Annotated in this window: 19 protein-coding genes; all 19 read right to left on the reverse strand. The window is 71.4% G+C overall.

The window, feature by feature from the left end:
• Positions 1 to 5: 5 nt before the first annotated feature.
• Positions 6 to 2,198: a hypothetical protein gene (locus tag ACH4UK_RS29380; RefSeq protein ID WP_398361093.1), complete on the reverse strand. Its 2,193-nt coding sequence runs from the start codon at positions 2,196 to 2,198 to the stop codon at positions 6 to 8.
• Positions 2,195 to 2,527 (reverse strand): hypothetical protein, encoded by a 333-nt coding sequence (locus ACH4UK_RS29385; RefSeq protein WP_398361095.1) that lies wholly within the window; start codon positions 2,525 to 2,527, stop codon positions 2,195 to 2,197. Before ACH4UK_RS29385 ends, ACH4UK_RS29380 begins: the two co-directional genes overlap by 4 nt.
• Positions 2,524 to 2,817 carry a hypothetical protein gene (locus ACH4UK_RS29390; protein ID WP_398361096.1) on the reverse strand — a complete coding sequence of 98 codons (294 nt, stop codon included), beginning with the start codon at positions 2,815 to 2,817 and terminating at the stop codon, positions 2,524 to 2,526. Before ACH4UK_RS29390 ends, ACH4UK_RS29385 begins: the two co-directional genes overlap by 4 nt.
• Positions 2,818 to 3,630: 813 nt before the next feature.
• Entirely contained in the window at positions 3,631 to 4,347 is a 717-nt protein-coding gene (locus ACH4UK_RS29395; RefSeq protein WP_398361098.1) for a type I-E CRISPR-associated protein Cas6/Cse3/CasE, read from the reverse strand.
• Complete coding sequence (cas5e, locus tag ACH4UK_RS29400) at positions 4,344 to 5,084, reverse strand: type I-E CRISPR-associated protein Cas5/CasD (protein WP_398361100.1); 741 nt, start codon at positions 5,082 to 5,084, stop codon at positions 4,344 to 4,346. Before cas5e ends, ACH4UK_RS29395 begins: the two co-directional genes overlap by 4 nt.
• Position 5,085: 1 nt before the next feature.
• Positions 5,086 to 6,339 carry a type I-E CRISPR-associated protein Cas7/Cse4/CasC gene (locus tag ACH4UK_RS29405; protein WP_398361102.1) on the reverse strand — a complete coding sequence of 418 codons (1,254 nt, stop codon included), beginning with the start codon at positions 6,337 to 6,339 and terminating at the stop codon, positions 5,086 to 5,088.
• Positions 6,336 to 8,225: a type I-E CRISPR-associated protein Cse1/CasA gene (locus tag ACH4UK_RS29410; RefSeq protein ID WP_398361104.1), complete on the reverse strand. Its 1,890-nt coding sequence runs from the start codon at positions 8,223 to 8,225 to the stop codon at positions 6,336 to 6,338. Before ACH4UK_RS29410 ends, ACH4UK_RS29405 begins: the two co-directional genes overlap by 4 nt.
• Positions 8,222 to 9,727, reverse strand: a complete 1,506-nt coding sequence (locus ACH4UK_RS29415) for a DEAD/DEAH box helicase family protein (RefSeq protein WP_398361106.1) — start codon at positions 9,725 to 9,727, stop codon at positions 8,222 to 8,224. Before ACH4UK_RS29415 ends, ACH4UK_RS29410 begins: the two co-directional genes overlap by 4 nt.
• Before the next feature lie 430 nt (positions 9,728 to 10,157).
• On the reverse strand, positions 10,158 to 11,042 hold the full coding sequence (locus tag ACH4UK_RS29420; RefSeq protein WP_398361107.1) for a DUF3825 domain-containing protein: 885 nt from the start codon (positions 11,040 to 11,042) through the stop codon (positions 10,158 to 10,160).
• Between the two features lie 213 nt (positions 11,043 to 11,255).
• Positions 11,256 to 14,396 (reverse strand): lantibiotic dehydratase, encoded by a 3,141-nt coding sequence (locus ACH4UK_RS29425; RefSeq protein ID WP_398361109.1) that lies wholly within the window; start codon positions 14,394 to 14,396, stop codon positions 11,256 to 11,258.
• Between the two features lie 44 nt (positions 14,397 to 14,440).
• On the reverse strand, positions 14,441 to 14,641 hold the full coding sequence (locus ACH4UK_RS29430) for a hypothetical protein (protein ID WP_398361111.1): 201 nt from the start codon (positions 14,639 to 14,641) through the stop codon (positions 14,441 to 14,443).
• A gap of 166 nt (positions 14,642 to 14,807) precedes the next feature.
• A complete protein-coding gene (locus ACH4UK_RS29435; RefSeq protein ID WP_398361113.1) occupies positions 14,808 to 15,737 on the reverse strand; it encodes a GntR family transcriptional regulator in 930 nt (309 codons plus the stop codon).
• Positions 15,734 to 17,008 carry an MFS transporter gene (locus ACH4UK_RS29440; protein WP_398361115.1) on the reverse strand — a complete coding sequence of 425 codons (1,275 nt, stop codon included), beginning with the start codon at positions 17,006 to 17,008 and terminating at the stop codon, positions 15,734 to 15,736. Before ACH4UK_RS29440 ends, ACH4UK_RS29435 begins: the two co-directional genes overlap by 4 nt.
• 83 nt (positions 17,009 to 17,091) lie before the next feature.
• A complete protein-coding gene (locus ACH4UK_RS29445; RefSeq protein ID WP_398361117.1) occupies positions 17,092 to 17,844 on the reverse strand; it encodes a Scr1 family TA system antitoxin-like transcriptional regulator in 753 nt (250 codons plus the stop codon).
• Between the two features lie 53 nt (positions 17,845 to 17,897).
• Positions 17,898 to 18,905, reverse strand: coding sequence for a hypothetical protein (locus tag ACH4UK_RS29450; RefSeq protein WP_398361119.1), 1,008 nt, complete (start codon positions 18,903 to 18,905; stop codon positions 17,898 to 17,900).
• A gap of 162 nt (positions 18,906 to 19,067) precedes the next feature.
• On the reverse strand, positions 19,068 to 20,516 hold the full coding sequence (locus tag ACH4UK_RS29455; protein ID WP_398361120.1) for a hypothetical protein: 1,449 nt from the start codon (positions 20,514 to 20,516) through the stop codon (positions 19,068 to 19,070).
• Positions 20,513 to 21,310, reverse strand: a complete 798-nt coding sequence (locus ACH4UK_RS29460; protein ID WP_398361122.1) for a hypothetical protein — start codon at positions 21,308 to 21,310, stop codon at positions 20,513 to 20,515. The genes ACH4UK_RS29455 and ACH4UK_RS29460 overlap by 4 nt, the downstream gene beginning before the upstream one ends.
• Before the next feature lie 113 nt (positions 21,311 to 21,423).
• The gene (locus tag ACH4UK_RS29465) at positions 21,424 to 22,266 is read right to left on the reverse strand and encodes an SAM-dependent methyltransferase (protein ID WP_398361123.1); all 843 of its coding nucleotides are present in this window, start codon (positions 22,264 to 22,266) and stop codon (positions 21,424 to 21,426) included.
• On the reverse strand, positions 22,263 to 22,508 hold the full coding sequence (locus ACH4UK_RS29470) for a DUF5999 family protein (RefSeq protein WP_398361125.1): 246 nt from the start codon (positions 22,506 to 22,508) through the stop codon (positions 22,263 to 22,265). The genes ACH4UK_RS29465 and ACH4UK_RS29470 overlap by 4 nt, the downstream gene beginning before the upstream one ends.
• Positions 22,509 to 22,580: the final 72 nt, after the last annotated feature.

Raw genomic sequence — 22,580 nt, forward strand, 5'->3', positions numbered from 1 at the left:
GAGGGTCAGCCGAGGCGCGCGAGTCGGTCGCGGACACGGTCGGCGTCGGAGCCGTTCTGTGCCAGGTAGTAGGTCAGGGCCTGGGAGTACGCGGTACGGGCCTTGGTGATACGCCCGTCGTCCTCGGCGGCGTTGCCGAGCCACTCCAGGCTCCGAGCGGCCTGGTACGGGGAGCGTGCGTCCAGGAACTCCTGCACGGCGGTGCGCAGGGTGCTCTCGCCCGCCGGTAGACCCTCTGCCTGAATCTGGGTGCGGCCCTGCCAGGCCAGGGCCCGGGCGGCATCGTGGGGATCGACTCCGACCAGCGCTTCTCGCGCGTCCCGGAACCGGCGCAGCGCCTGACCGGTATCGGCAGGGGCCAGCCGCAGAGCGGCCTGGCCGAGAAGGATGTCGGCCAGTGCCACCCCCCGCCCGTAGCCCTTCTCCACGCGGATGCGCCGCGCCCACTCCAGGAGCGGTACCGCCTCCTCGGCGTCCCCCCTCTGCAGGTGGGTGGCGCCCAGCTCGTACAGTGCCTGTGCCTCGCCGAGCGCGTGGCCTGCCCGGACCGCCATCTCCCGCACCCGCGTGAACGTGTGCACGGCGATCGGGTCATTGGCGTCGCGCAGGCCCAGGCCGTAGGTGTTCATCAGATTCAGCTCCACGAGTTCGCCGGCACCAGGGTCGCGGCCTGCCGCGCCGAGGGCGAGGTCGTGAAGTTCGATCCACTCGTCGGTGCGGCTCGCGGCCCGCCACCAGGGCCACATGCTGTAGACGAGCCGCCAGACGTAGGTGTCCAGGCCGCTCCGGGAGGCGGCCCTGGCCAGGGCGAGGAGATTCTCACTCTGCGCGGTCAGCCAGCCGAGCGCGGAGTCGGCATCAGCGTGGAGAACAGGGTGCTGCGGGGTGTGGGGCAGGTCGCCGGGGTTGATGCCGAGGGTGCGGTAGTGGCTGTCGGTGGCCAGAGAGTCGGCCGCCGCGGCGGCGGCGAGAGCCCACCCCAGGGCCCGGCCGAGGACTTCCTGGTCTTCGGTGTCGGTGTCGGTGCTGTGTGCGAGTTCGAAGGCCCGCTCACGGAGGCTTGGAGAGGAGAACCGGTAGACGGGGCCGCGCAGTTCGGTCGATCCCAGCCTGTCCAGCAGCCCGGCGTCGGCAAGGGCGGTGAGGTGGCTGCTGGCGTCCTCGGGGGCGATCGTCCGGATCGCGGCCACGAGGCTCGGGTCGATGTCGTGGACGGGGAGGCGACTGAGCTCGCGGCAGGTCTGGGCGATGTCCAGGTCCAGTCCCTTGTACGAGGCGTCGAAGTGCGTTGTCATGATCGCTCCTGGATGGTGGTGGGCGGACTGCGCCGGGGTGGGGCGGAGCCGGCTGCCGTTCAGGGCCTGCACGAGGACGGACAGGGCCCGTTGCGGGTGGAGGGAGAGTTGGGCAGCGGTCAGGGACAGGGCTGCGGGCAGCCCGGCTGCCAGGCGGACCAGCTCGGAGGCCGCGCGGGGCTCGGCTCGAAACCGCTCTTCTCCCGCGCGGCTGGTCAGATACCGCCGGGCGGCATCAGGGGGCAAGGGCCCGACCTGGTGAAAGTAGGCCCCGTCGGCGTCGAGTTCGGGCAGCGGCTCGCGGCTGGTGACCAGGACCAGGTGACCGCTGCCGGCGGGCAGGCAGGCGCGGACGTCCACGGCGTGGGCGGCGTTGTCGAGCAGCAGGCACACCGGGGCCCGGTCCGCGGTCACCGATCGCCACCACGTCGCCCGCTCCTGGGGGGCGACGGGCAGCGGGCCGGGGCGCACCGATCGCAGGAGCTGTCCCAGAGCCTTACCGGCGGGCAGTGGACCGTCCGGTTCTCCGGCCCTCATATCCACGTACAGCTGTCCTCCGGGATGGTGGGTGTGAAGCTCGTGGAGGAAACGGGTGGCGAGGGCGGTGGTGCCTGACCCGGCGGGGCCGTGCACGGCGATCACCCGAACGCCGGGCGAGGGGTCGGGACTGCCGGCCCGCCGGTGCAGCAGCGTGAGGTCGGCATCCCGGTCGACCCACCAGACGGGCGGTACGGGCAGCTGCCGGGGCGGCGGGGGCGGTTCTGGGGAGGCGGTGTTGAAGGTGAGCCCGGTGACGCTGCCCGCCTGGATGCTGATGCCCACGGACGAGTCCCGCACCGTGTTGTTCGTCGTGCACACCGTCGGGCTTCCGCCTTGCCAGGGTCCGGCCGCCGGCACGGTCATGACGACGCCTCGCCCTCGCCCGGGCCGTCCCACGGCAGTCTCTCCCGGGTGGGGCAGGCGACGCACTGGGCGATCGACCCGCCCCCCAGCCGCCGGTAGAGGTACGCGTTCTTGACTGTCTCCGTGGACTTGTCCACCAGGAGCGCGCGGGCCCCGGAGTCGGCCTGGTACAGGTCGTTCGGCCGCGTCGCTGTCGGCCTGGAGCACAGGTGGGCCACGCGACCGGACCGTGAGACCAGAACAGCGGCCAGCAGACCGAGGGTGACCGGGCCGTCGGTGGCCGGTTGCCGCCGCCCGCTGAGCCGGGGCTTCTCCGGCGTCGTCGTCATTCCTGGGCTCCGTCCGCCACGTCCGGCACCCAGTTGATGTGTTCGCCACCCGTGGGCTGATCGGGTACGCCGAACTGCGCGTAGTGGAGGTAAAGGGGCGGTTCCAGGGCCAGCAGCCGGCCTATGAGCTTCATGTCAGGGTGGTCATGCACACAAAGGAGGAAGTGGAGGGCACGGCGGACGAGTTCGGCGAAGAAGACGCCGACAGACTTGGGACCCGCCGAAGCGGCAAGAGCACCAGGGCGCTGACTGCCGGGTTCATCCGGGCCATCCGTCGGCGTGATCGTCATTCCTGGGCTCCGTTCACCGTGCCCGGCACCCGGCTCACGTGTTCACCACTCACAGGTCGAGCGGGTGCGTCGAACTGCGCGTAAGGAGAGGCAGAGGGGCGTGTCCGGGGCCAGCGGCCGGCCATGATCTGCATGGCAGGGTGGTCATACGCGCGTAAGAGACCGTTGAGGACAGAAGTGAGAAACCTGGAGGCTCGTCGCGGGTGTGTCGGTGGCTGAATGGTCATGGTCCTTCTCTATGGGAAAGCGGTCAGGGAAGGGGCATGGGAGGGGTGAACAAGCGACGACCTTCACGGCCCGGAGTTTCCGGTCGCGTGCAGTCGTGTTCAGGGCCGGCCACACCGGATGATTCAGTTGCGGCTGCGTGGACCGGCATATCTTGGAAACGTGCCGCTCACCCGCCGTCTTGCACTGGCCAACGGCGCTTGCTCACCGACCGCCATCGCCCCGGATTCCTGCCCCCAGCCTTCCGGCTCTGGTGCATGCGTACGCATCGGGAACCGGAAGGCCGAAGCAGGGGGCGCTGAGAGGTTGCCTCCGCGCCCGTGCCCCACTGTTGTGGGGAGTCAGATGTCACGGCGGTCCGGAGCTCCCTGCGAAAGGTGCAGCCTCACAACGGTGAGGAGAGGGAGGAAGTGTGTGCGTCGCGACGGTCTTAGAACGGGGAATGAGCCCGGGAGGCGAAGATTGAGAAGAAGCTCGGCTGCCCCACCACTGTGGGGAGTTGGCGGTAAGGCCGGTCTTGATCTCCCTGCGCGTGGTGCAGCCTCACGCATGTGAGGAAGGGAGGGCCGATGCTCTTCGCGATCGACCCTAGACGAGAACCGCGATCTTGTCTTGCTCGTTCTGTTCGGTGAGGTGAATGCGCAGCAGGCCGCAGCCGTAGGCCTTTGCCGGGCCGATGCCGGTGGTCAGGGCGTGTACGAGGAGTTCGGGGTCGCGAACGCGGCTGCGGGCGGCCGTGTCCCTGCAGATCACGGTGATGGGTTTGCCTCTGCGGGTTCCGGTGAGACGGACTCGCTGGCTCGTTGTGATGTCGCCAGGGGCCGTGTCCAGTCCGATGCGCGTTAAGTGGCGGTGCATCCAGTCTGTGGCGTCGTGCGGCGCGGTGAGACTGAGTCGTTTTCCGGTTTCGAGGTTCCTCAGCACAGGGTTGGCGGTGACCCTGATGGCGATGTACTCACCGGCGTGCAGGAGGTGTTCGACCGGGAACACGTCCGCTCTGGTGAGGCGGCCGTCGTTGATCAGTGGTTGCCAGTCGGGCTGGACGGGGGCCTGTACGAGGACGCGTTCGGGCGGCGCGGCCAGGAGTCGGTGCTGCCGGTCGGTCAGGGGATCACCGCGGTGTGCGGCATACAGCACGTTCTCCCGGCGGAGCGTGGGAGCGGTTCCGGTCGGGGCGGGGAGGGGGAATCCGGAGAGGACCAGCGCATGGAGGCGGTGCACGTTGTTGCAGCGTTCCTGTTCGCGCGGAGTGAGGGTGAGTGCGGACCTGAGTGTGGTGAAAGTGGCCGCGGGGCGGATGGTCATCGGGAGGGCTCCGGAGCAGGTGGCAGGACGGTCGAGGTCTGCAGGAACAGGGTGGTGTGGGTGCGGGTGGAGAACTGGAGGGGGTTCTCGGGACTGGGCCGTGCACCGGCGGCCGGCTGCTGCGCTTCAGTCCACACGGTGGGCTCGGCCGCGGTGGCTTCGGGCAGCAGGGGGACACGGCCGGGCCATTGGCCCGGGCCGTACGGGGTGATCCCGTGGGCGACGCTGTGTGCGGGCGGACAGCAGTGCCGGCCGAGGAAGAGCGCCCGGGCGGGCCGGCGCAGTGCGCCGTCGATGGCGGCGGCGAGAGTTGCGTCGTCGGTGCTGAGCCCGGCAAGGAATCCTGCGTCTTCAAGGTAGTGCTTGGTGATCAGGACGGGATCGCGGCTGCGTTTCTGCCGGGAGGGGCGCAGTGTCCCGTCCCGGTTCAGGCCCGGGTCGCGCGGCGCGCCGTACCGGCTCTCCGAGTCCGGGGTGTTCTCGCCGGCCGGAGGGAAACTCCCGCCACCGGCGGTCTGCTGGTCCCGTATTTCCCGACCGGGCCGGTCGGCCCGCACGGCGAACGTCATGCCGGCGAGGTGGTGGAGAGACTCGTCGTGCGCGAGCCCGAGGGCGTTGGCGATGAGGCCGATGACCGCGCTCTTCGTGGGGCGCCGCTGGGTTCCGCGCTCCTCCCAGTGCGCTGCGGTCCCGTAGGACTGCATGGGGCCGGTGAGCCGGAGCAGCACGGTTTCCACGTCAGTATCCCTTCAGGGTCAGTACGTCCGGGAGCTCGGGAGGGGCCTCGCCGGCCGGCGGCTGCCACAGGGCCGTTCCCTGCCGAAGGCCGAGGTGGTGGAGGTAGGCGGCCAGGCGCGCGGCGGCGTGGGGCCCCGCGGGCTGTGAGGTGACCGGTTCCTCGAAGGCGGGGCCGGCGGTCAGGGCCTCGTCGCAGGTCGCGACGACGGCGAGAGCCGGGCGGGGTGCGGATCCGTGGCGTGAGCGTCTGGCTTTGGGCAGGCTGCGGACGATGGCGCGTGTCCAGCGGCGCTCGGCGCTTTGGGCCAGCGCTTCGACGTCCGCCTCGCTCCGCCCCGAGAGGGCCAGCGTCTGCCGCAGCTGGTGCCGGTCCAGTGCGGCCTGCCGGTAGAGGGTGCCCGAGACGAGGTACTGGCGGCCCAGCATCCCTGACCCGCTGAAAACGCCGCCTTCCTGGTAGTCGTCATGGGCTGTGAACTCGTCGGTGAGTCGGTTAAGCGGGTCGGCCCCGAAGCCGTGGGCGATATGGGCTGCGGAGAAGATCCGCCTTTCTGGGCTGGGGAGTTCGGTGAGCATGCGGCCGAAGAGGGCGATCTCCTCCACGGTCCCCGGTGCCAGGACATCCTGGGCCGCGGTGACCAGTTCCCCCGGAAGGCCGCTGAGCGGGGTCCCCGGGTCGCCGTCGCCGGCGGGGGACGTGCCTGAGCCTTGGGATGCGGCCACCCACTCCGCGATGGTGTCCTCCATGGCCTCCCGCGGGCCGTCGAGGTCGTCCAGGTGGGTCATGACGATCCGGGCCAGCCGGGCAGGGGCGTCGGCCGGGACGTAGGCCATGACCTTCGTCTGGCCGGGCCTGGACGGATTGATGCTGAGGCCGGTGGCGGCCACGACGAGGGCCGCCAGCGGATGGGCGTCTGCGGCGTCGACGCCGTGTTCCGCTTCCAGCTGCTGGGTCACGGCCGTCGGGAGCGACCGGGTGGAGAGAGCGTGGGCGCCCGCGTGCTGCTGTGTGCCGTCGGTGCGCAGGTACTCGCGGGCGGCCCGGGCGAGGGACTGGGAGGAGACCCGGATCCGTTCCGCTCCCCCGTAGTGGAGGGTTTTGGGCAGGTGGTCCATGTCCATGTTGAGGTTCATCCCGACCAGGGAGGTGAGGGAGTGGACGACCACGAACGGTCCGGGGCTGTCGGTGACGTCGGTGGGCTGCCCGCGGTCGGGCAGTGGGCGGGGAGTGAGGTCGGTGGCGCGCGTGGTCATGCGGCGAGGAGTCCTTCGTCAGCGGAGGCCGGCTGTTCGCGGCGGGGAGGCAGAGGGCGGGCGGTGTAGAACTGCGCTTGCCACGCTTGCCGGACGGCCGGCCCCCAGCTGGAAAGGTCGTGCAGGAGACAGGTCCAGTCCGGCGTCATACCGCCCCTCGCGGCATCACGGACCAGATGCAGGAGCGGCGCCCGGAGGTCCTCAAGACACTGGGCGTCCAGGACCAGGGTCACGGACGCCCGGGTAGCGCGGTGTTTGGGGCCGCGCCGGCGGCCGGTACCGCCCGCCCGCATCAGCCGGGCGATCGGCGCGTTTCCGTACACCGGTGCGCTGGAGGCGGCCCGGCGGTGGGCGGCGAACAGGGCGGCGGTGAGCATGGCCGCCTCGTGCAGTTCCTCGGGCACGAGCCTGCTGACCGAGGAGTAGGCCGGGTTGGTCAGGTTCGGTTCGGCTGCCCAGGCGGCGAGGTCAGCCATCAGCGCCCGGGTATGGTGGCTGCGCGCCCAGGTACCCAGCTTCCGGGTCAGTACATCGACCGGGTCGTCCGTTTCCGCAGGGCGGCGGGGAGTGTCTGCCGTGACGAACAGGCCAAGGTCGCCGGGGGCGAGGTCGTCGAGCAGCGCGGTGGTCCGCTCGGTGTCGGACGAGCGCATGAAAGTCTCCTGGTGAAGGTGTGTGGAGCCGAAACCTGGCCGGGGTTCGGGGGCCTTGGCGCGGATGTTCATGACGTGGGCGGCGGCGCTTTTCCCTCGGGAGTCGCCGAGCAGCGAGCCCGGCAGGAAGACGTGGCGGACGTTGTCGATCTTCTTGTGGCTGACGGTCAGGCCGGTGACGCGGACGTCCGGCGGCTGACAGCCGAGAGCTTCAGCGGCGTGGCGGGCGGTGTGTGCCCAGCTGCCCTCGGGCGCGGTCCACCAGCCGTGCAGCAGCGGGGCGGTGTCCTCTTCGCCGGTCACCGCCCTCGCGGGCAGCGGAGCCCCCGACTCGGTCGTCAGGAGGTCACGGCAGCCAGGCCGGTCGGTGAGAGGGGCAGCCTGCTTGCCGGGACGCCGACCCTGGGCGAACAGCACCCGCGCGACGGTGCCCTCGTCCTGCGCCAGCAGCAGGATCCGCCGGTGATGCCACGTCAGCGCACCGCTCTCACTGGCGGGTGCCTGCCGTTGCCCGCGCGCCGGACGTGAGGTGTAGGTCCAGTGCGCTGTGCCGGGCCCTCTGCCGAGGACAGGGATCAGCCGCCAGCTCAGCACCTGGGAAACGGTGCCGTCCGGTTGGATGACCAGCCCGCCGCACGCTGGAGACCGGGACCCGAAGGTGGATCCCTTGCCGTAGACGGATTCGCTGGAGGTGATCCGACCGCTCATGCACCACATCTGCTGGACCAGGATCAGACCTGCCGCGCGGGCGGCGGACACGGGAACGGAGGCGTGCAGATGGCGGTGGTCGGAGAGCAACGGCCGCCGGACCGCCGCGGTCACATCGAGGTAAAGCACCGGAATCGCCGCGTCGGGCCGTCGCTCCGCCACCGCGTGCAGCGACCCGTCCTGGAAGAGCGGCTTGTGAGGATCGAAGAGGTCCAGATCACCGGCGTGGGCGCGCACCCAGCGGGCCGCGGGTTCGAGGTCGAGCCCGTGGAGAACCTGGTGCCGGTACTGCTGCTTCCCCGAAGGCGCTGATCCTGCCGCGTAGGTGACGGCGAGCAGCAGCCGCACCGTCGCCGCCCACAACAAGGGGTCGGTGGTGACGAGACGGACCCGGTCGCCCTGTTCCAGGGCCTGCGCGAGCGACAGAAGCGCCGGCTTCCCGCACGGGTACGCCACCTCGATGAAGGGCAGTTCGGCCAGGCTCGCGGACGGGCGGAACGCCGCGGTGGCAGCGGAGGCCGTCACTGGTGCTCCGCCTCCTCCTGCTGGACGGACAGCTGGTCCGCCAGATCCTGCAGAGCCTGAGCTTCCGCGGGGGACTGGACCAGGGCCTGTGTTCCGGCCGTGGCGCGCAGCATCCGGGCCAGCCACTGCTGCTCGGTGGTCCCCTCGGCGTAGACGTACAGCGTCAGCGACCGCTCCCCGTCCCGCTGTGTGCGTCCCTCCGCCTGCAGGCTCTTCTTCCCGCCGGTCAGGACGTCGGCGATCACGCAGGCCCGGGGTGTCTTCGTGGCGTCCTTGCCCTTGCCCGCGCCACCGCGTTCACCCGCGTGCAGGTTGATGCCCTCCAGTGAGTTGACGACCGCGACGAGGGCCTGCCCCGCCTGGAACGCCTGTCGCTTCATCTCCCGCAGCCCTCGCGCGGACCCGGTGATCTCCACGACCCGGTCCGGCAGTCCGCGCGCGGCCAGGGCCGCCGCGGTGAGGCGGGAAAGGGCGGAGACGTTGTCGAGATACCAGGCGGGGACCACCACCTGGTAGCCGTCCTCCACCAGCCCGGCCACGATCTCGGCGACCTTCGGAGCCTTGAGCAGCGACGCCTTCTGCACCTGGCGCAGAGCGGGGGACGTGTCGTCGACGGTGCCGTCGCCGACGTCCAGCCCGTGCAGAGCACGGAAGCTAGTCCATGCGACTTCGTAGCGGTCCATGTCCTCCGGGGACAGCTCGACCGGGCGCAGTTCCCGTGTCAGCGTGGGAAGGCCGATCTGCTCGGCGGTCGCGGCTGTGCCCACCGCCCCGGAGAACAGGAGCGACTCGATGCTCTTCACGTCGGTCCCGCTCAGGCTGTGGTCCCACCGCCCGTCCTGCCCGGTGTTCAACGCGAAGCCGAAGTGCTTCTGCAGCCACGTCCTGTGCTCGGCCATGCTCAGCCGGCCCGGCGCCGGAACTTCCGCGACGTGGGCCAGCAGATCGCTCACGTAGCCCGTTTCCTCCGGGCTGGAGAAGGGGGAGGCCGAGGCGCGCGCGAACCACGGGCGGTTCCCGGTCACGCGATCGGGCAGGACGAGACGTTCGATCAGGCGGGAGCGCACGGAGTCGGGGGAGACCATCATGTGCGACTCGTCCACGATGACGGCGTCGAACCGGACGCGCGGAATACCTCCCTCGGCCGCGTACCCGGCGGCCTTGTCAGCCGGCAGAGAGTTGAGCTGCCGCACGGGGTGATCGAACAGCCGCCACAGCTGCTCGGGGTGGATCACCACCCACCGTTTGCCGCCGCTGCCGAAGTAGCTGATGGCGCTGCGCCACGCGGGGACCACGTCCAGTTTGGTCACCACAAGCACGGTCTTCACCTCCGGGAGGTCGAGGGTGGCGTTGATGAGCATGGCGGTCTTGCCCGACCCGGTCGGATAGGCCAGCAGGAAGCCCGGTGCCCCGGACGCATGCGCCTGTGCCATCAGCTGCACCGGCTGGATCTGGTGGTCTCGCAGAGCCGGACGCTCGCGCTCGACGGGCGGGGGCGGCATACGCCCGTTGAGAATGTCCTGGACCAGCCACTCCAGCGAGTGCAGCCGTGCCGCATACGGGAGAAGAGCACGAGGAAGACGCCGCCCTCGGTACACGGGCAGGCGCCATCGTGCATCCCACCGGACTCCGGGAAGACTGGGTGTCGCCTGGCTCAGGACGAACGCATGCTTGCCCTGATCCGGAGGCGAGGGCGTGGATATGGCCCGTGTGGCCTGCGAACTCACGATGCTGTGCTCCTGGTGCTGGACCAACGAATAGACAGAAAGCTGGGATGGAACGGAGAGCCCGCTCTCACCGCGTAGTTGCCGCTCCGGGCTGTGCGGGCTGGATCGGCACTCGGACATGGGTATCCGCGGTCTACGGGCGTCCCCGGGCGGGTCAGATCGGTTGTGCTTCGCAGCCGCACGAAGGCACGAAGCCCTGCCCGCGTCAGGACGGCTGAGTCCTGAGGGCGAGCCAGCGGGCACTCGGGCGGGCAACAAGCCGGGCCGCTGCGTACGCGTCCTCCAATGAGAGGACTCCGACACCGAGGTAGGACGCATCGCCGCGAGAAATTGCGAGTGCGGCGGTCGGCACCTCCGGCGTCACCAAGTACAAGGGCAACAGCAGCTGGATCTCGCGCTTCTGTGCATGCCACATGGGGACGGCCGTGCCAGGATTCCGCTGCGCCAGGGTGCGGGCACTTGTCACTGCCGCGTTGAGTGCCAGCTCTAGTCCGTAGGGCATCTCCTGCCCGGCACCGGGGAGCAGCCGGGATATCTCACGGGAAAAGATCTGGGCGGAGAAGGACAGCGGCATGTTCCAGTCGAAGAAGTACTCGTAGGGGTCTGCCGAGTACGAGGGCGGTTCCGGCAGTTCGGCGAATACCGACAGCTGGTGAACTCCGGCTGTGCGCCAGCCCTTGAGGAACCACGGCTGTTTGTCAGGCATGAGGTTCGCCTCAAAGAGCCCGTAAATGTCCTCGTTGCGCGGCGACACGAGACCCGTGTTGAAGACGCATAGCTGGGCGTCGGCGTCCATGGGCACGGCTTCCTGCGCCAGGGCCTGATCGAAGGCTCGGGCCACGTAGTTCTTGAGCACGGCGAGTGAACCGGCCGTGCCCGGTCCGAGACCGTCCCAGTTCTCCGGTGCGGCCGTCTTCGCGAGCCGGTCGAACATATCCGCCGTGCCCGCATCCGCCCTGCGCTCGTCCGACGAGCGCAGGAGACCCAGCCAGGCGAAGGAGAATAGTTCGTCGCCCCTGGCCGCAGCACCGTCTGAGGGGTCACGGTGCCTTTCGAGCGAAGAGGCCGGGTCGGGCTGCGTCTTGGGCATGGCGGTCAGTGGGGTGGCGCTGGGCGGGTACACGAGGGCCTTTCGGTTTGTTCGAGGTTCGGGGATGGTGGGTCAGTTGTGCGGTGGGGTGTGGCGCAGGCCGGACTCGTCCGGCCCGCAGTCCCCGCACGTGCTGGGGGACAGGCTGGTCGTGGGCTGCGGATCGGCCTCGGAGCCGCCTCGATCACGGCGATGGGTCTGGTTGTTCTCGCCTCACCGGGGCGGCCCGTCTCCTGCGGTGGCGAGGTGTGCGCGGGCGGCGGACCGGGCCAGGCGCCAGGCGGTCGCCCGGTCGGCGGGACTGTGCAGGGCGAGCCGGAGGTGCGCTTGCAGCAGCTGGTTCAGTGCGGTGTCCGGCCAGTGGCCGGAGCTGCCGAGCTGGGCGGCGTATGCGGCGAGAGCCTGCTCACGCCGCGGCCAGTGATGCTCAGTCAGTGCCCGCCCGCCGGTCAGATCAGCCACGGCGGCCAGGTAGGGCCGCGAGCGTGCCCGTTCCCGGGTGGTTTGGTCGAGCTCCCGGTCCAGCGGCTGGGTCGATGACGGCTTCGGCCGGGCACCGATCCAGGCGATACCGGCCTTGGCACTGCCGGTGAAGCCGACGGTCAGGGCGAGAGCGTTGAGGGCGGCGAGGCTGAGCGGATCGATGCCGCTCACGTGGGCGTGCTGGTGGAGCACGCACGCCGTGTCCGCTGCCAGGACATCCTCCGCCGCGGTCAGCACCGTTCCCTCCCCCCAGATTCCGGGCCGGCTCCGGTAGGGGATGAAGGAGAGGTCGTTGAGAGCCCCGACACAGGTCAGGTCTTGGGCCCATCGCCCGATGCTGTGCAGTGCCGGGGCGGCCGCTTCCGTTCCGGGCATGCGGAACGTCAGTTCGGCGCGTCCGGGGTTCTCGTCATCGAGGCTGACCCACCAGGGCGGCGATCCCAGGTCCGCTGCCAGGGCGGGGAGGTGTTCGGTCAGCAGAGCGCGGAGCTGTGCATGCCCGGTGTGCAGGCGCACGCTCACATACGAGGAGGCCCCGGGCATGCGCACATCGGTGCGCCGGGCCACCGGCGCGGTCCGGGCGGTCGTGAGCGGTGGCGCCTGGGTGCGGGAGGACAGCAGCATGACGATCTCGTGGGGCCGGCCGTCGCACCACCCGTAGGCGTCGGCCGGTTCGGCCTCGATGAGCAGGGTCCGCCCGGCGGGCCGCTGCCTGTCCAGTTCCTCGCGCAGGAGGGCCCGGTGGGCGGCGTCGGTCAGGTCCAGAGTCCGGCGCTGGTCGAACCACTGGATGTGGACCCGGTCCGGGATTGCCCACCGGTCCCGGAGGGCATGGAGCGCGTCGTCCCAGCGGGCATCGGAGGCATCCGGGCCGGGGAGCCCGGCGTGGCGGAGGTCCCACGTGGCGGGGCTGAGGATGGTGCGCCCCGCGCGGACGCGGGGCTGGTGGGGCAGAAGCCGGGCGGCGCCCCAGTCCCAGGGCGAGAGCACGCCGAGGGTGTTGGTGACCCGGGATGCCTGGCCGCGGGTGAGCTCGTCCAGGAAGCGTCCGATGGTGGGGGTGAGGAACTCCCATTGCAGCGGGTGCGGCGTGAACGCTTCGAGGACCTGACGGGTGGTGAGGCGAACCAGATGCAGCCGGTCGGTGGCCCGGTCGAGGAGGACGGCGAGGTCGTCGAGGGCGATCGGCGGGTCGGTGGTGTCGGCGGGGGCCGGGGGTTCGGACAGGGCGATCACGTCCGGCCCCAGGCGGGGAGTGGTGGTGACGACGGGGTGGCTGCGCTGCAGCCCGGGGTAGGCGAGCTGGACGGGGGCCGCGCCACGGGTGGCGGTGGGCCGCTCGGCGAGCGTGGCGAGGAGCCCATCCGCCGTCTTGGGGGACCGGCGGTCGAGGAGGGTCGCGAAGCGGCCTCCGGAAAAGTGGCCCCAGCCCCGGCTGACACGCTCGACGAGCAAGGTGAAACGGCCCGCGTCCAGGTCCTGCCTGCTGCTCGCGTGGACAGACGTCTTCAATTCCACCGTCGCCGGGCCGAACACCACCCGGCTGTCACTCAGTTCGCTAACGAGGGCTTCATCCAGGACAAGATCGCGATGCTCGGCGGCTGCCTGCTGGGCGTGCGCGATCAGCACCGCGTCTCGCTGGGAGAGACCCGGCGCGGGGGCGCGGCGGGTCCCGTGGAAGTCCTCCGGGAAGCCCAGTCCCGTTGCCGGGTCAAGGAGGTCGGCGACGGGAACGAGGACCCCGGGCCCGTACCGGTCGGCGAACCGGCCCCGGTAGCGGGTCCACGCGGCGGTTCCGGCGGGCTCGGCGGACAGCCGGGCCAGCAGGCCGGCAGCCTTCTGCGCCTCCCAGGCCACCTCACGGGGTAGCGTCACGGTGGCGTCGATACGTACGTCGAGGTCCAGTTGGGCCGTTGCCCGGCTCCAGGGCAGCATCTGCTTCCGCGCCCGGGCGCGCAGGGTCTGGGTCTGCTTCCTCTGACAGCCGGGGCGGTTGTGCTGGTCCAACACCGTACCGATGTCGTCCACTGCGCCGACCAGGCCCCTGGCCATCGTCGACTTCGTCCCGGCGTCCCGGAGGACGTAGCGCAGATGGCCGAGCTGGTCGGTCGCGGTGGTCGGCGGCGTCAGTGTGGTGAGTACGGCGTGCTGCCGGATGAGCTGATCCAGCACGTGTGCTGCCTGACGGGCATCGCAGCCGCTCTCCGCGGCGGCCTTCCCCACGGCTTCCTGGTACGGGAGCGGGGCCGCGGTGACGGCGAGGAGGGCAGCCACGACCTCGGTGTGGCGCAGGGACGTGGAGCGCACCGAGGTGCCCTTCTCGTCCTGGCGGCGGCGGCGCCACGGAACCACCAGGCGGCGGCCGCTGACCCGGGCGCCGTTGTTCGCGACGACGCGGACGCGGGTGCGCACGTCGGGGTCTTCGGTGAGCTGGTCGACGACATCGGCCAGCCACTGTGCACCGGCAGAGGCGACCACGGTGTGCTCGGTGCCCCAGTCGGCTCGCGCCTGTTCGCCGAATGCTCCCTCGGCGACCCCGGCGAACAGGCCGAACGGGGTCGCCCTGTTCGCGGCCCGCAGGGTGTAGCCGGCCAGGGACTTCACCGCCCGCAGGACGTCCGCGCCATCGGCGTCCCGGGCCTTGGCCAGGGCGTCGATCGTGCCGCCGAGGCTGGGTGAGGCATGGCGGACTGCTTCGGCGAGGTCGTCGAACGCCCACACCTCATTGAGCCAGGCACGCCGCGCGGCTGCGCTGGCGGGCCCGGTGTCCCGAAGATCGGGGAGCGGTGGGAGCGGCAGCTCGCTGTGGAGTGGGGCGCGCACAAGGATGGGGCGCTGGGCCTGGTAGGAGGGGAGACGGGGGCCGGGCATGGTGGTCCTTCGCGTCGACGGCCGGAGCCGGCGGGTCGGTGGGGTCAGGGCTGGGTGAAGAAGTGCCCGAGGCCGTCGCCGGTGAGCGGGACAGTTCCTTCGCGGATATCGAGGTTGCCGATGCCGCAGCGGTGTCGGCGTACGGCGTTGAAGAATGCCGCCGCCCGCTCGGGGGCCGGCGGCGAACTGGGCCGGCGGCCGGGGGCGGGGCCCGGGGGGTCCGCCGGGCGCGGTTCGGCGCTCATCGGATGCCGCCCTTCGCGCACCCGGGCGACCAACGGCTTGTCCCGAGGCCGGGCGCGAGCGTTACGGCGACCGCTTCGGGGTCACCCGCCGTGGGCCGACGGGAGGGACGGATGGCGGATGTGGCTGTGGGTGGCGAATCGGCGGGCGAAGCCGGATGCAGAGTCTTCATGATCTCTCCGAGGTATGGGCGGGCCGGGCTGATGGCGCCGGAGCTGGATGGTCCCGGGTTGCGGCGGGGGCTGCGAGCGCGTCGGCGAGGTGTGCCAGGGCGGTCGCGAGCGTGGCGAGGCGGTAGAGCCGTTCGTACAGGGCGCCGGTCCGGGGCAGGGCGTGGCAGGCCATCACCTGGGCGGCAGCGGACCGCACGTCCGGGAGGAAATCGGGTGCACGACGCACGGTCGCCTCGAAGGCGCGGGTGATCAGGCGGTGCACGGTCTCGGCTTGACGGCCTTCCTGCTCGGCCATCGCTATCGGGGGGAGGCAGACACCGCCCTTCCACCGCTTCCGCGCCGCATGCCGGACCAGGTGAAGGGTGTATCCGTCGTGCGCGGCCCCGGGCCGGGTACTGCTGGGCAGCGCATCCAGCAGTTCCTCCTCCCCGGGTGACCACGGGGCGCGCGCACGGGCGTCGGCTGGGGCGGGCAGGACGCGCGCCGGGCCCTTCGCGGCCAGATCAAGGACGCCCTCGTCGGCGAGCTCGCCCAGTGCCTGAGCGATGTGGGCCCCTTCGGTCAGCAGGAGCCGGACGAGCACGCTCAGAGCAGGCAAGGTTGTGCCGGCCGGCCATGCGCCCCGGTCGATCATCCCGGACAGCAGGGCTCGCGCCCGGGCTGTGCGGTGCTCGGGATGGGGGTCGGCCACCCGCCACCGGCCGGTGACCAGCCCGGTGGTGGCGAGATGGTCCAGTGCGGGCCGCAGCGCGGTGGGGTCGTGGCTGGTGGAAGTGGCCAGCTCGCGGAGTGTGAGCCTGGCGCCGGGGAGGTAGTAGCCGGCGGTGATCCGGTCGCGGACGGCACGGACGGCCACCGGCGTGCTGGGCGCGCCGTGAACGGCCGCCGCCGGGGAGCTCGGGGACGTGGTACATGTGCGGGTCACGGGGTGGCTCCGTCCTTGTTCGTCAGGTGGCGGACGGGAGAGCGCCAGAGCACCCCGGCGGACAGGAGCAGCAACAGGACGCCGAGGACCATGACGGTGCGGATGCTGGTGAGGCCGGCCAGGGCCCCGGCTGCCAGGGCGGCGAGTGGTGCGCTGCCGTTGCAGAGCCACAGCGAGGTCTGCTGGACGCGGGCGCGGAGGTCGACCGGCGTGTGCCACTGCTGGACGGATCGCTGGGTGGTGCCCACGCAGGTCCCGGCGGCGAACTGTCCGCAGCTGGCGAGGGCCAGCACGACGAGCCAGACCGGCCCCGGAGTAGCGAGGGACGGGGGTATCTGCATGAGTCCGTACAGGATGAAGCTCGCCACCAGGACGGGGCCGGAGCCCCACCGGCCGACGAGGCGGGGTGCGGTGAGGGCGCCGATGAGTCCGCCGAGGCTGCCCACGGCCATGATCACGCCGAGTCCGGTCATGCCCGTCCGCACGGTGGTCAGCAGGTGGTAGGCCAGCAGCGTCGTCGTCAGCCCGAGGCCGATGCTCGTCATGGTCAGGGCCATGAACAGGGGCCGCAGCACGGGGTCGTTGGCGCAGAAGGTGAGCCCCTCGCCAATCTCGGCGAGCATCGGACGTCTTCTCGCTCGGTTCCGGGCCGGAGAGGAGAGGTCCCGTACGCGTGCCGCGCAGCCCGCGGAGAGCAGGTGGGAGACGACGTCGGCGATCAGGGTGCGGGCAGGGCCGGCAACGGCGACGAGGAGGGTGCCCAGTGCTGTGCCGGTGATGCCGCCGGTGGTGATGGCGGCCGTGTACTGGGAGTTGGCCTTGTGTAACCGCTCCGGGGCGGCGAGGGCGGGCACGGCGGCCGCGGAGGCCGCCTGGCGCACGACGGCGAACGCGCCCAGGGCCAGGGCGATCGCGTACAGGGGCTGCATCGTCAGGATGCCGAGTACCGCGGCTATGGACATGGCGAGGACCACCGTGGCTGCCGCGAGGTCCGTGGCGATCAGGACGCTCCGTAGGGCGTAGCGGTCGACCAGTACCCCGGCGGGCAGGGCGATCACCAGTGCCGGAAGGGTCGCCGCGAAAGCGAGGATGGAGACCTGTCCGGGTGCGGCACCGAGATTCAGCACCGCGAGGGCCGGCAGCGCGACCCGGTGAACGGAGGACCCCGCATGACCGAGCCCCTCGCCCGTGAGGAGGAAGCCGAGGGACCGGCGACCGCTGTGGCCGTTGGCCCTGCCGGACCGGTCACGTGACGCGGATGCCGGGGCCACCCGGGCCGCTCCAGGCCGGCCGGAGGACGATGTGGCATCTGCGGTTCGTTCGCCGTGGGCGGAGGCGCTCTGGGGCTCATGGTCTACGGGCACGGGCGGGCCCCCGTTGCGGCCTGCGGGCTGCCGCCGGGTTCGGCGGCGAGCGAACGGTGGGCATCGGCCGCGCGCCTCAACGCGTCCCGGGAGGAGGTCGTGTCGGTGGTGTCGAGCGAGGCGGTGATGGCGGCGGCGAAGCCGCTGGTGCCGTAGTAGTGGACGCGGTCCGGTCCCGGGCGGGCCCAGACCGGACCGCCGGGCAGATGGAGCTCGACGAGGTGGCCGACCGGCTGCGGGACGGGGCGGGTGCCGGGCACGATGCGGATGTCCGTCCCGCTGTCCAGCAGATGCAAAAGATGGTCGAGCTGCTCGGCCATGAGCCGGGCGCTCTCACTGCCGCGCTGGATGACCCTCTCGTCCACCAGATATACGGCTGAGCCGGTCGCAGCGCGGGGAGCGCCTGGCCGGGTGGCGGACCTCTCGCCGACGGCCCGTGCGTAGTCGGCGGTCTGCAGTGGGCCCGGAAGGGTGACGGTGGACTGCCACCGGATGAGGCCGGCGCTGGCCGCGCATGCGGCGAACCGGCGGGCGTGGCCGGGTTCCTGGTCCCGGACGACGGCTTCGGCATGGCCGAGATGCCGCACCAGCAGCCGGCGCAAGGCTGCGCCATCGGGTGAGCGGTAGAGCGCGGTGAGGGTTTCGAGGGCCGTCGGGCTGATGAGGTCCGTCCCCTCTTCGAGCGCGAGGAGCGCCGGGAGGTTCAACTCAAGGGCTTCGGCAGCCTGTTCAGGCAGCATCATGCGCCGCTCGCGCGCATCGCGCAGGCATGCACCGACCACGCAGGTCACCGGGCTCACCGGGCACCCCCGGATGCCGCCGCGGCCAGGCCGGGGACGGTGCAGCACGTCAGGTCGATTGGTGTGCCCGGCGTGAGGACGCCGTACCGCCAGCCCTCGTAGATGACGGCGCAGTCGTCCCGGTAGCGGATCCGCAGGTCCCGCACGTACCGGTCGACGATGCTCATGCCCACACCGGTGTGCGTTCCGATCCTGGAGGCGAGAGCGTTGTCCGGGACATCGAGCGCGAAGTGCCGCCACACGGCGAGCTTCTGCTGCGGGAGTACTGCGTCCCGTTGGAGGACCGGCCGTTGGAGCACGCCGTCGCACAGCGCTCGGTGGATGAGCGCCCGGTGGGTCCGGACACCGCCGGCCATGCGCTTGGCGGCGCTCAGCCGGCCGGTGACGGCATCGACCGTCGTCCCGTCTGCCTTGGCACAGGCGGCCACGTCCCGGCCCGAGGCTCGCAGCGCCAGCACCCGCCGGTGAGCGGGGGAGGCATCCCACGCTCCCCTTCCCGGTCGCGTGGCAGCGGCGAAGTCGTGCGACGGCGGGGCCACGCTCTGATCGGCGGACAGCACACCGTGCGCGAAACCGGCGCGTATCAGCCCCAGCCGCGAGGTCGCGTACCGCTCCGCCAGCCGGTCCAGAATGCTGTCCACCGCGCCGGCGGAGAGCCGCAGACCGTCGCAGGTGCCGAGGCCGGCCGCGACCGTCGGCACCAGGTCGACGTCGTGGATGTCCCAGCGCAGTGCCTCCCACACCTTCCTGGTGACCGGATCCAAGGCGGTGGTGGCGTACGGGCCCGGCGTGGGGAGCAGGCCGAGCGCCAGGATCCGGAAGCACATCGCTCGGACCGTGAGAACGCCCAGGTTCATCTGGAGGTGGGCGATCGTCTGGCCGGTCGCGGTGGTTGCGTTCCGCGGCAGTTGGTCCGGCGTCTTCCCGGCGAGGAGATGCTCGGCAACCTCCCGCTGTGGCGTGGTGAGGGCGAAGGCGGGCGCCCCGGTGAGCTGGTCCGTCATCACCGGGCCCCGCCGATACGCAGGAGGGCCGGGGCGCCAGCCCTTCGACCTCGGGGCGGCGTGACTGCACGCACGAGGGCGGGAACGGTATCGCCGTTGGGCCGCCGGCCGGGTTGGGGCGGCTTTTCGCTGATGCTTCGAGAGGAGGGGTTCATATCGGTCCTATCCGTGCTGTGCTGCTGTGAGCGCCGGGGGCAGGCGGTCGAGGAGTTGCTCCAGACGGGCCGGATCCCACCGGGGTGCATGGCGGGGGACCGCCCAGTAGGCGCCGTCGGGGGCGGGATGCATGTCCGGAGGCAGCGCCACCGTGGATCCTCGGGACCAGAGCCGCCCGTACCGGGCACGCCATCCGTCCGGAAGCACCGCCGGAGAGGTCACGAGAAATGCGGTTCTTGCTTCGACCCGGCCGACGACCGGCCCCCACTGCTCCGGGGGAAGCCCGGCGAGGAGCTGCCGGCAGACATCGGGGTCCACCAGGACGAGGTCAAGGTCCCGCCCGACGTGTACGTCCTGAACTGTGGACGCCGCCGTACCCTTTCTCGGCCGCGTTCCTCGGGTCGCGGAGGTGAGGGGGAGGAGACGCAGGCGGTCCTCAGGCTGTGCACTGCGGTCCGGTCCGCGCGACGCACTGCTCTTGCGGGCCGCTCCGCGGGGGACGAGACGACCGGCGGGGTCGTTCGCGGTGATGACGCCGGTCGCCCAGCCGCGGGCCACCAGTTGCCAGTCCGCCTCCCCTTGGGCTCTCAGCTCGCCGAGTGCCGCGAGCACCGCCGTCCCCTTCAGGCCGCTGGCGGCCGCGATCTCGACCTGCAGGTGCCTGTCGGGCACATCGAGGACGAGGCCGCGCCACACCGTCGCCAGGTCGGAGGCGAGGCCGGGGATGATGTGATCGGTGCGCGCCGGCGGGCGGAGGATGCCCTCTTGCAGGGCACGGTGGGTGAGGGCCCGGAGGCAGCTGACGCCGACGAGGTTGGAGATCGTCTTAAGGTGGTTTCGGTAGGTGGAGGTGCTGATCTGCATCTGCGCAGCGGCTTCACCGGCACTTCGGGTGACCGGGAGCAGGGCCAGCACCTCACTCTGCCGGCCAGTCAGGTTCCACGGTCCGGTACGGGCCAAGCCCGGGACGGACAAGCCAGAGAGCGTACTCACAGGCCGGCTCGCGCCGGGCAAGCGGACTCCTTCGCAGCCGGACAGCAGTCCAAGCGCGTACCCACGGGCGATGAGCCCGCAGTACGTGGTCCGGTGCCGCGCTCTCAGATCGGAAAGGACCCCCGCGACCTGGGAGCTCGTTGTGCGGGCTATGGAGGAGAGCGCGCCGGGAAGCTGAGCGTCGAGGATGTCGAAGCGGAGCCCGGCCCAGACCAGCTCCTCCAGCGGGCTCAGCTGGTCCTCGGACGTGATGGGCGCGGGCGGCGCGATCCGTCCCTCGGCGAAGCTGACGTAGACCAGCGCCCGGACGGTGGAGACGCCCGCCTTCGCCTTCGCGTTGGTCAGATGTCTCGACGACACTGTCGTGCCTAGCCGTTCGTCCACCTGCGCGAGGGTCAGTCCCTCGGCGAGAAGGGTGACCAGCTCGGCCTCCCGGGAGCTGAAGGAGATGCTGCCGCTCATGCCACTGCCTCCGCTACGACGGCCGACGCGGGGCGCGTGCCTATGGGTCCGGGACGGGCGGGGCGGCCGGCACCGCGCGGTGCTGCGGTCGCGGGCCGGCGGCGCGCGAGCTCTGCGATGTGGCTGGGGATCGCTTCGGCCACCCGTCGCAGGTCGCACACGAACCGCGTCGCGACCGCCCCGGACAGCTTCCGTTCCTCGTCGAACCGCACCAGACGGTCCGGCAGGCTCCCCCGGTGGCCAGGGGAGAAGAGTTCCGCGTATACGCCGATGACCTCGGCCTGCGCGACCCACAGCAGCTTGCGGCCCCGGTCGGTCAGGACGGGGCAGCGGCGCAGGGCGCAGCGGGCGCAGGACGGAGGCATGTCGGACAGGCCGCGGAAGACCGCCGGGCTCCCGTCGCGCCGGGTGGCGGGCAGCACGTACAGCACGCCGCGGTCACTGTGTTCCGCCGGTTCACCGCACCCCTGGCACAGGCGATTGAGCATGCAGTGCGCCTGCCGGTAGGGACACAGCACGTTCCCGTCGGGCTGCCCCGAAGGAGCCGCACAGTCCGTACGGGCCAGCAGGACATCCATGTCCGGGTACCGGTCGTACGGCCCGGGGGTCGCGTAGGTGATCCACCCGTCGTCGCCTGGCTCCAGAGTGGAGAAGTCCAGGTGCCCCTCGCCCGCCGTCAAGGCGATGAAGGGCACGTGGGTCGCCTCCAGCGGCCCCGGTTCCTCGCAGGGCGGCGACAGGGCGGACCGCGTACCGGCGGCCGCCGGACCGACCGGTGCGATAGAGCGGTGCATTTCTGTTCAAATCTCCTGCGAGTAGTACGAGTTGATGGAGGCCCGTGGGCAGTGCTGCCCGTCCGGGCGGCCGAACCGTGGACGCCCTTCTGCTGGGGCGCGGGCAGGCAGAGCTAGGGGATACGGCCCACCCCGGCGTACAGAGGCGCCTGCTCATCGGTGACCGGCCCCAGGCGCCGGTCAGCCTCCGGATGCCACCGGTGTGCGGTGGTGAGCTGGGGGGCGACGAAATCCAGCCCGTCGAAGAAGCGCGCAACCTGCTTCCGCGGCCGCGGGTGGATACGGATGCCGTGCCGCAGATAGGCGTCGGTCGCGGCAGCCCACGCGCCGGGCGCAAGATCGGCCGCGCCATGGGTCAGGCTGAGGAAGGACCCGGACGGAAGAGCGCCAAGAAGCCGCCCGACGATTCCGTGGGGGTCCTGCTCGTCGGGGATCTCCTCGAGCAGAGAGTGCAGGAACAGGCCCACCGGGCGCCCGAGGTCGATGAGGCCGTGCTGCTCCACGGTGGCGAGCAGCGCGTCGGGGTCGCGCACGTCCGCCTCCGCACAGTCCGAGACTCCGCCTCTGCTGCCGGTGAGCAGAGTGTCCCCGTATGCCAGGGAGAGCCAGTCGGTGTCGAGGTACAGGACGCGCGTCCCGCCCGCGGCGGCCTGGGCCGCCTCATGAAGAAACGGCCGGACGGGCAGACCTACGCCGACCTCGACGAACTGCGCCACTCCCTGACCGGCGAGGTACCGCGTGACCCGGTCCGCGTACGTGTGGCCGGCCAGCGCGACCAGGCTGATGGCGGGGAACACCGCCTGGACATCGTCGGCGCACGCACGGTCCTCGGGGTAGTTGTCCCAGCCGTGCAGGAAGTAGTTGTGCACTCGGGCGGTGCGCGCTCGGTCCTGGCCCAGTCCCTCGGCGCCGTAGCCGTCGCCGAGGGACTGGGTGCGGATCTGGATCGCCGTCATCCCGCTGCCACCACGCGGCCGCCCGCCGGACTGCGATGGGGTGCCACGATCTGCCCGTCGGGCAGAAGCTCTCCGGTGTCCTCGAAGAGCAGGACGCCGTTGCACAGCAGACTCCACCCCTGTTCAGGACGGTGGGCCGTAAGCCGGGCCGAGTCGCGGTCGGACGCGTCGGCAGAGGGGCAGGGCGGCATGTGCGCGCAGCGCTTGGAAGTGTGGGGCGCGGTCGACGGTGCGGCGGCCATGGGCGGTGCTTCTTTCGTCGGTCGTCAGGAGGCGGGTGTCAGGGAACCAGCGGCGTGGGCGGCGGGGCCGGG

Source organism: Streptomyces sp. NPDC020884, from assembly GCF_044333935.1.
Lineage (GTDB): Bacteria > Actinomycetota > Actinomycetes > Streptomycetales > Streptomycetaceae > Streptomyces.

Excerpts from the sequence above, each read along its gene's own strand:
- ACH4UK_RS29380 (WP_398361093.1), bottom strand. The coding sequence starts at position 2,198 with ATGACCGTGCCGGCGGCCGGACCCTGGCAAGGCGGAAGCCCGACGGTG.
- ACH4UK_RS29385 (WP_398361095.1), bottom strand. The coding sequence starts at position 2,527 with ATGACGACGACGCCGGAGAAGCCCCGGCTCAGCGGGCGGCGGCAACCG.
- ACH4UK_RS29390 (WP_398361096.1), bottom strand. The coding sequence starts at position 2,817 with ATGACGATCACGCCGACGGATGGCCCGGATGAACCCGGCAGTCAGCGC.
- ACH4UK_RS29395 (WP_398361098.1), bottom strand. The coding sequence starts at position 4,347 with ATGACCATCCGCCCCGCGGCCACTTTCACCACACTCAGGTCCGCACTC.
- ACH4UK_RS29405 (WP_398361102.1), bottom strand. The coding sequence starts at position 6,339 with ATGACCACGCGCGCCACCGACCTCACTCCCCGCCCACTGCCCGACCGC.
- ACH4UK_RS29415 (WP_398361106.1), bottom strand. The coding sequence starts at position 9,727 with ATGCCGCCCCCGCCCGTCGAGCGCGAGCGTCCGGCTCTGCGAGACCAC.
- ACH4UK_RS29420 (WP_398361107.1), bottom strand. The coding sequence starts at position 11,042 with ATGCCCAAGACGCAGCCCGACCCGGCCTCTTCGCTCGAAAGGCACCGT.
- ACH4UK_RS29425 (WP_398361109.1), bottom strand. The coding sequence starts at position 14,396 with ATGCCCGGCCCCCGTCTCCCCTCCTACCAGGCCCAGCGCCCCATCCTT.
- ACH4UK_RS29430 (WP_398361111.1), bottom strand. The coding sequence starts at position 14,641 with ATGAGCGCCGAACCGCGCCCGGCGGACCCCCCGGGCCCCGCCCCCGGC.
- ACH4UK_RS29445 (WP_398361117.1), bottom strand. The coding sequence starts at position 17,844 with ATGATGCTGCCTGAACAGGCTGCCGAAGCCCTTGAGTTGAACCTCCCG.
- ACH4UK_RS29450 (WP_398361119.1), bottom strand. The coding sequence starts at position 18,905 with ATGACGGACCAGCTCACCGGGGCGCCCGCCTTCGCCCTCACCACGCCA.
- ACH4UK_RS29455 (WP_398361120.1), bottom strand. The coding sequence starts at position 20,516 with ATGAGCGGCAGCATCTCCTTCAGCTCCCGGGAGGCCGAGCTGGTCACC.
- ACH4UK_RS29460 (WP_398361122.1), bottom strand. The coding sequence starts at position 21,310 with ATGCACCGCTCTATCGCACCGGTCGGTCCGGCGGCCGCCGGTACGCGG.
- ACH4UK_RS29465 (WP_398361123.1), bottom strand. The coding sequence starts at position 22,266 with ATGACGGCGATCCAGATCCGCACCCAGTCCCTCGGCGACGGCTACGGC.
- ACH4UK_RS29470 (WP_398361125.1), bottom strand. The coding sequence starts at position 22,508 with ATGGCCGCCGCACCGTCGACCGCGCCCCACACTTCCAAGCGCTGCGCG.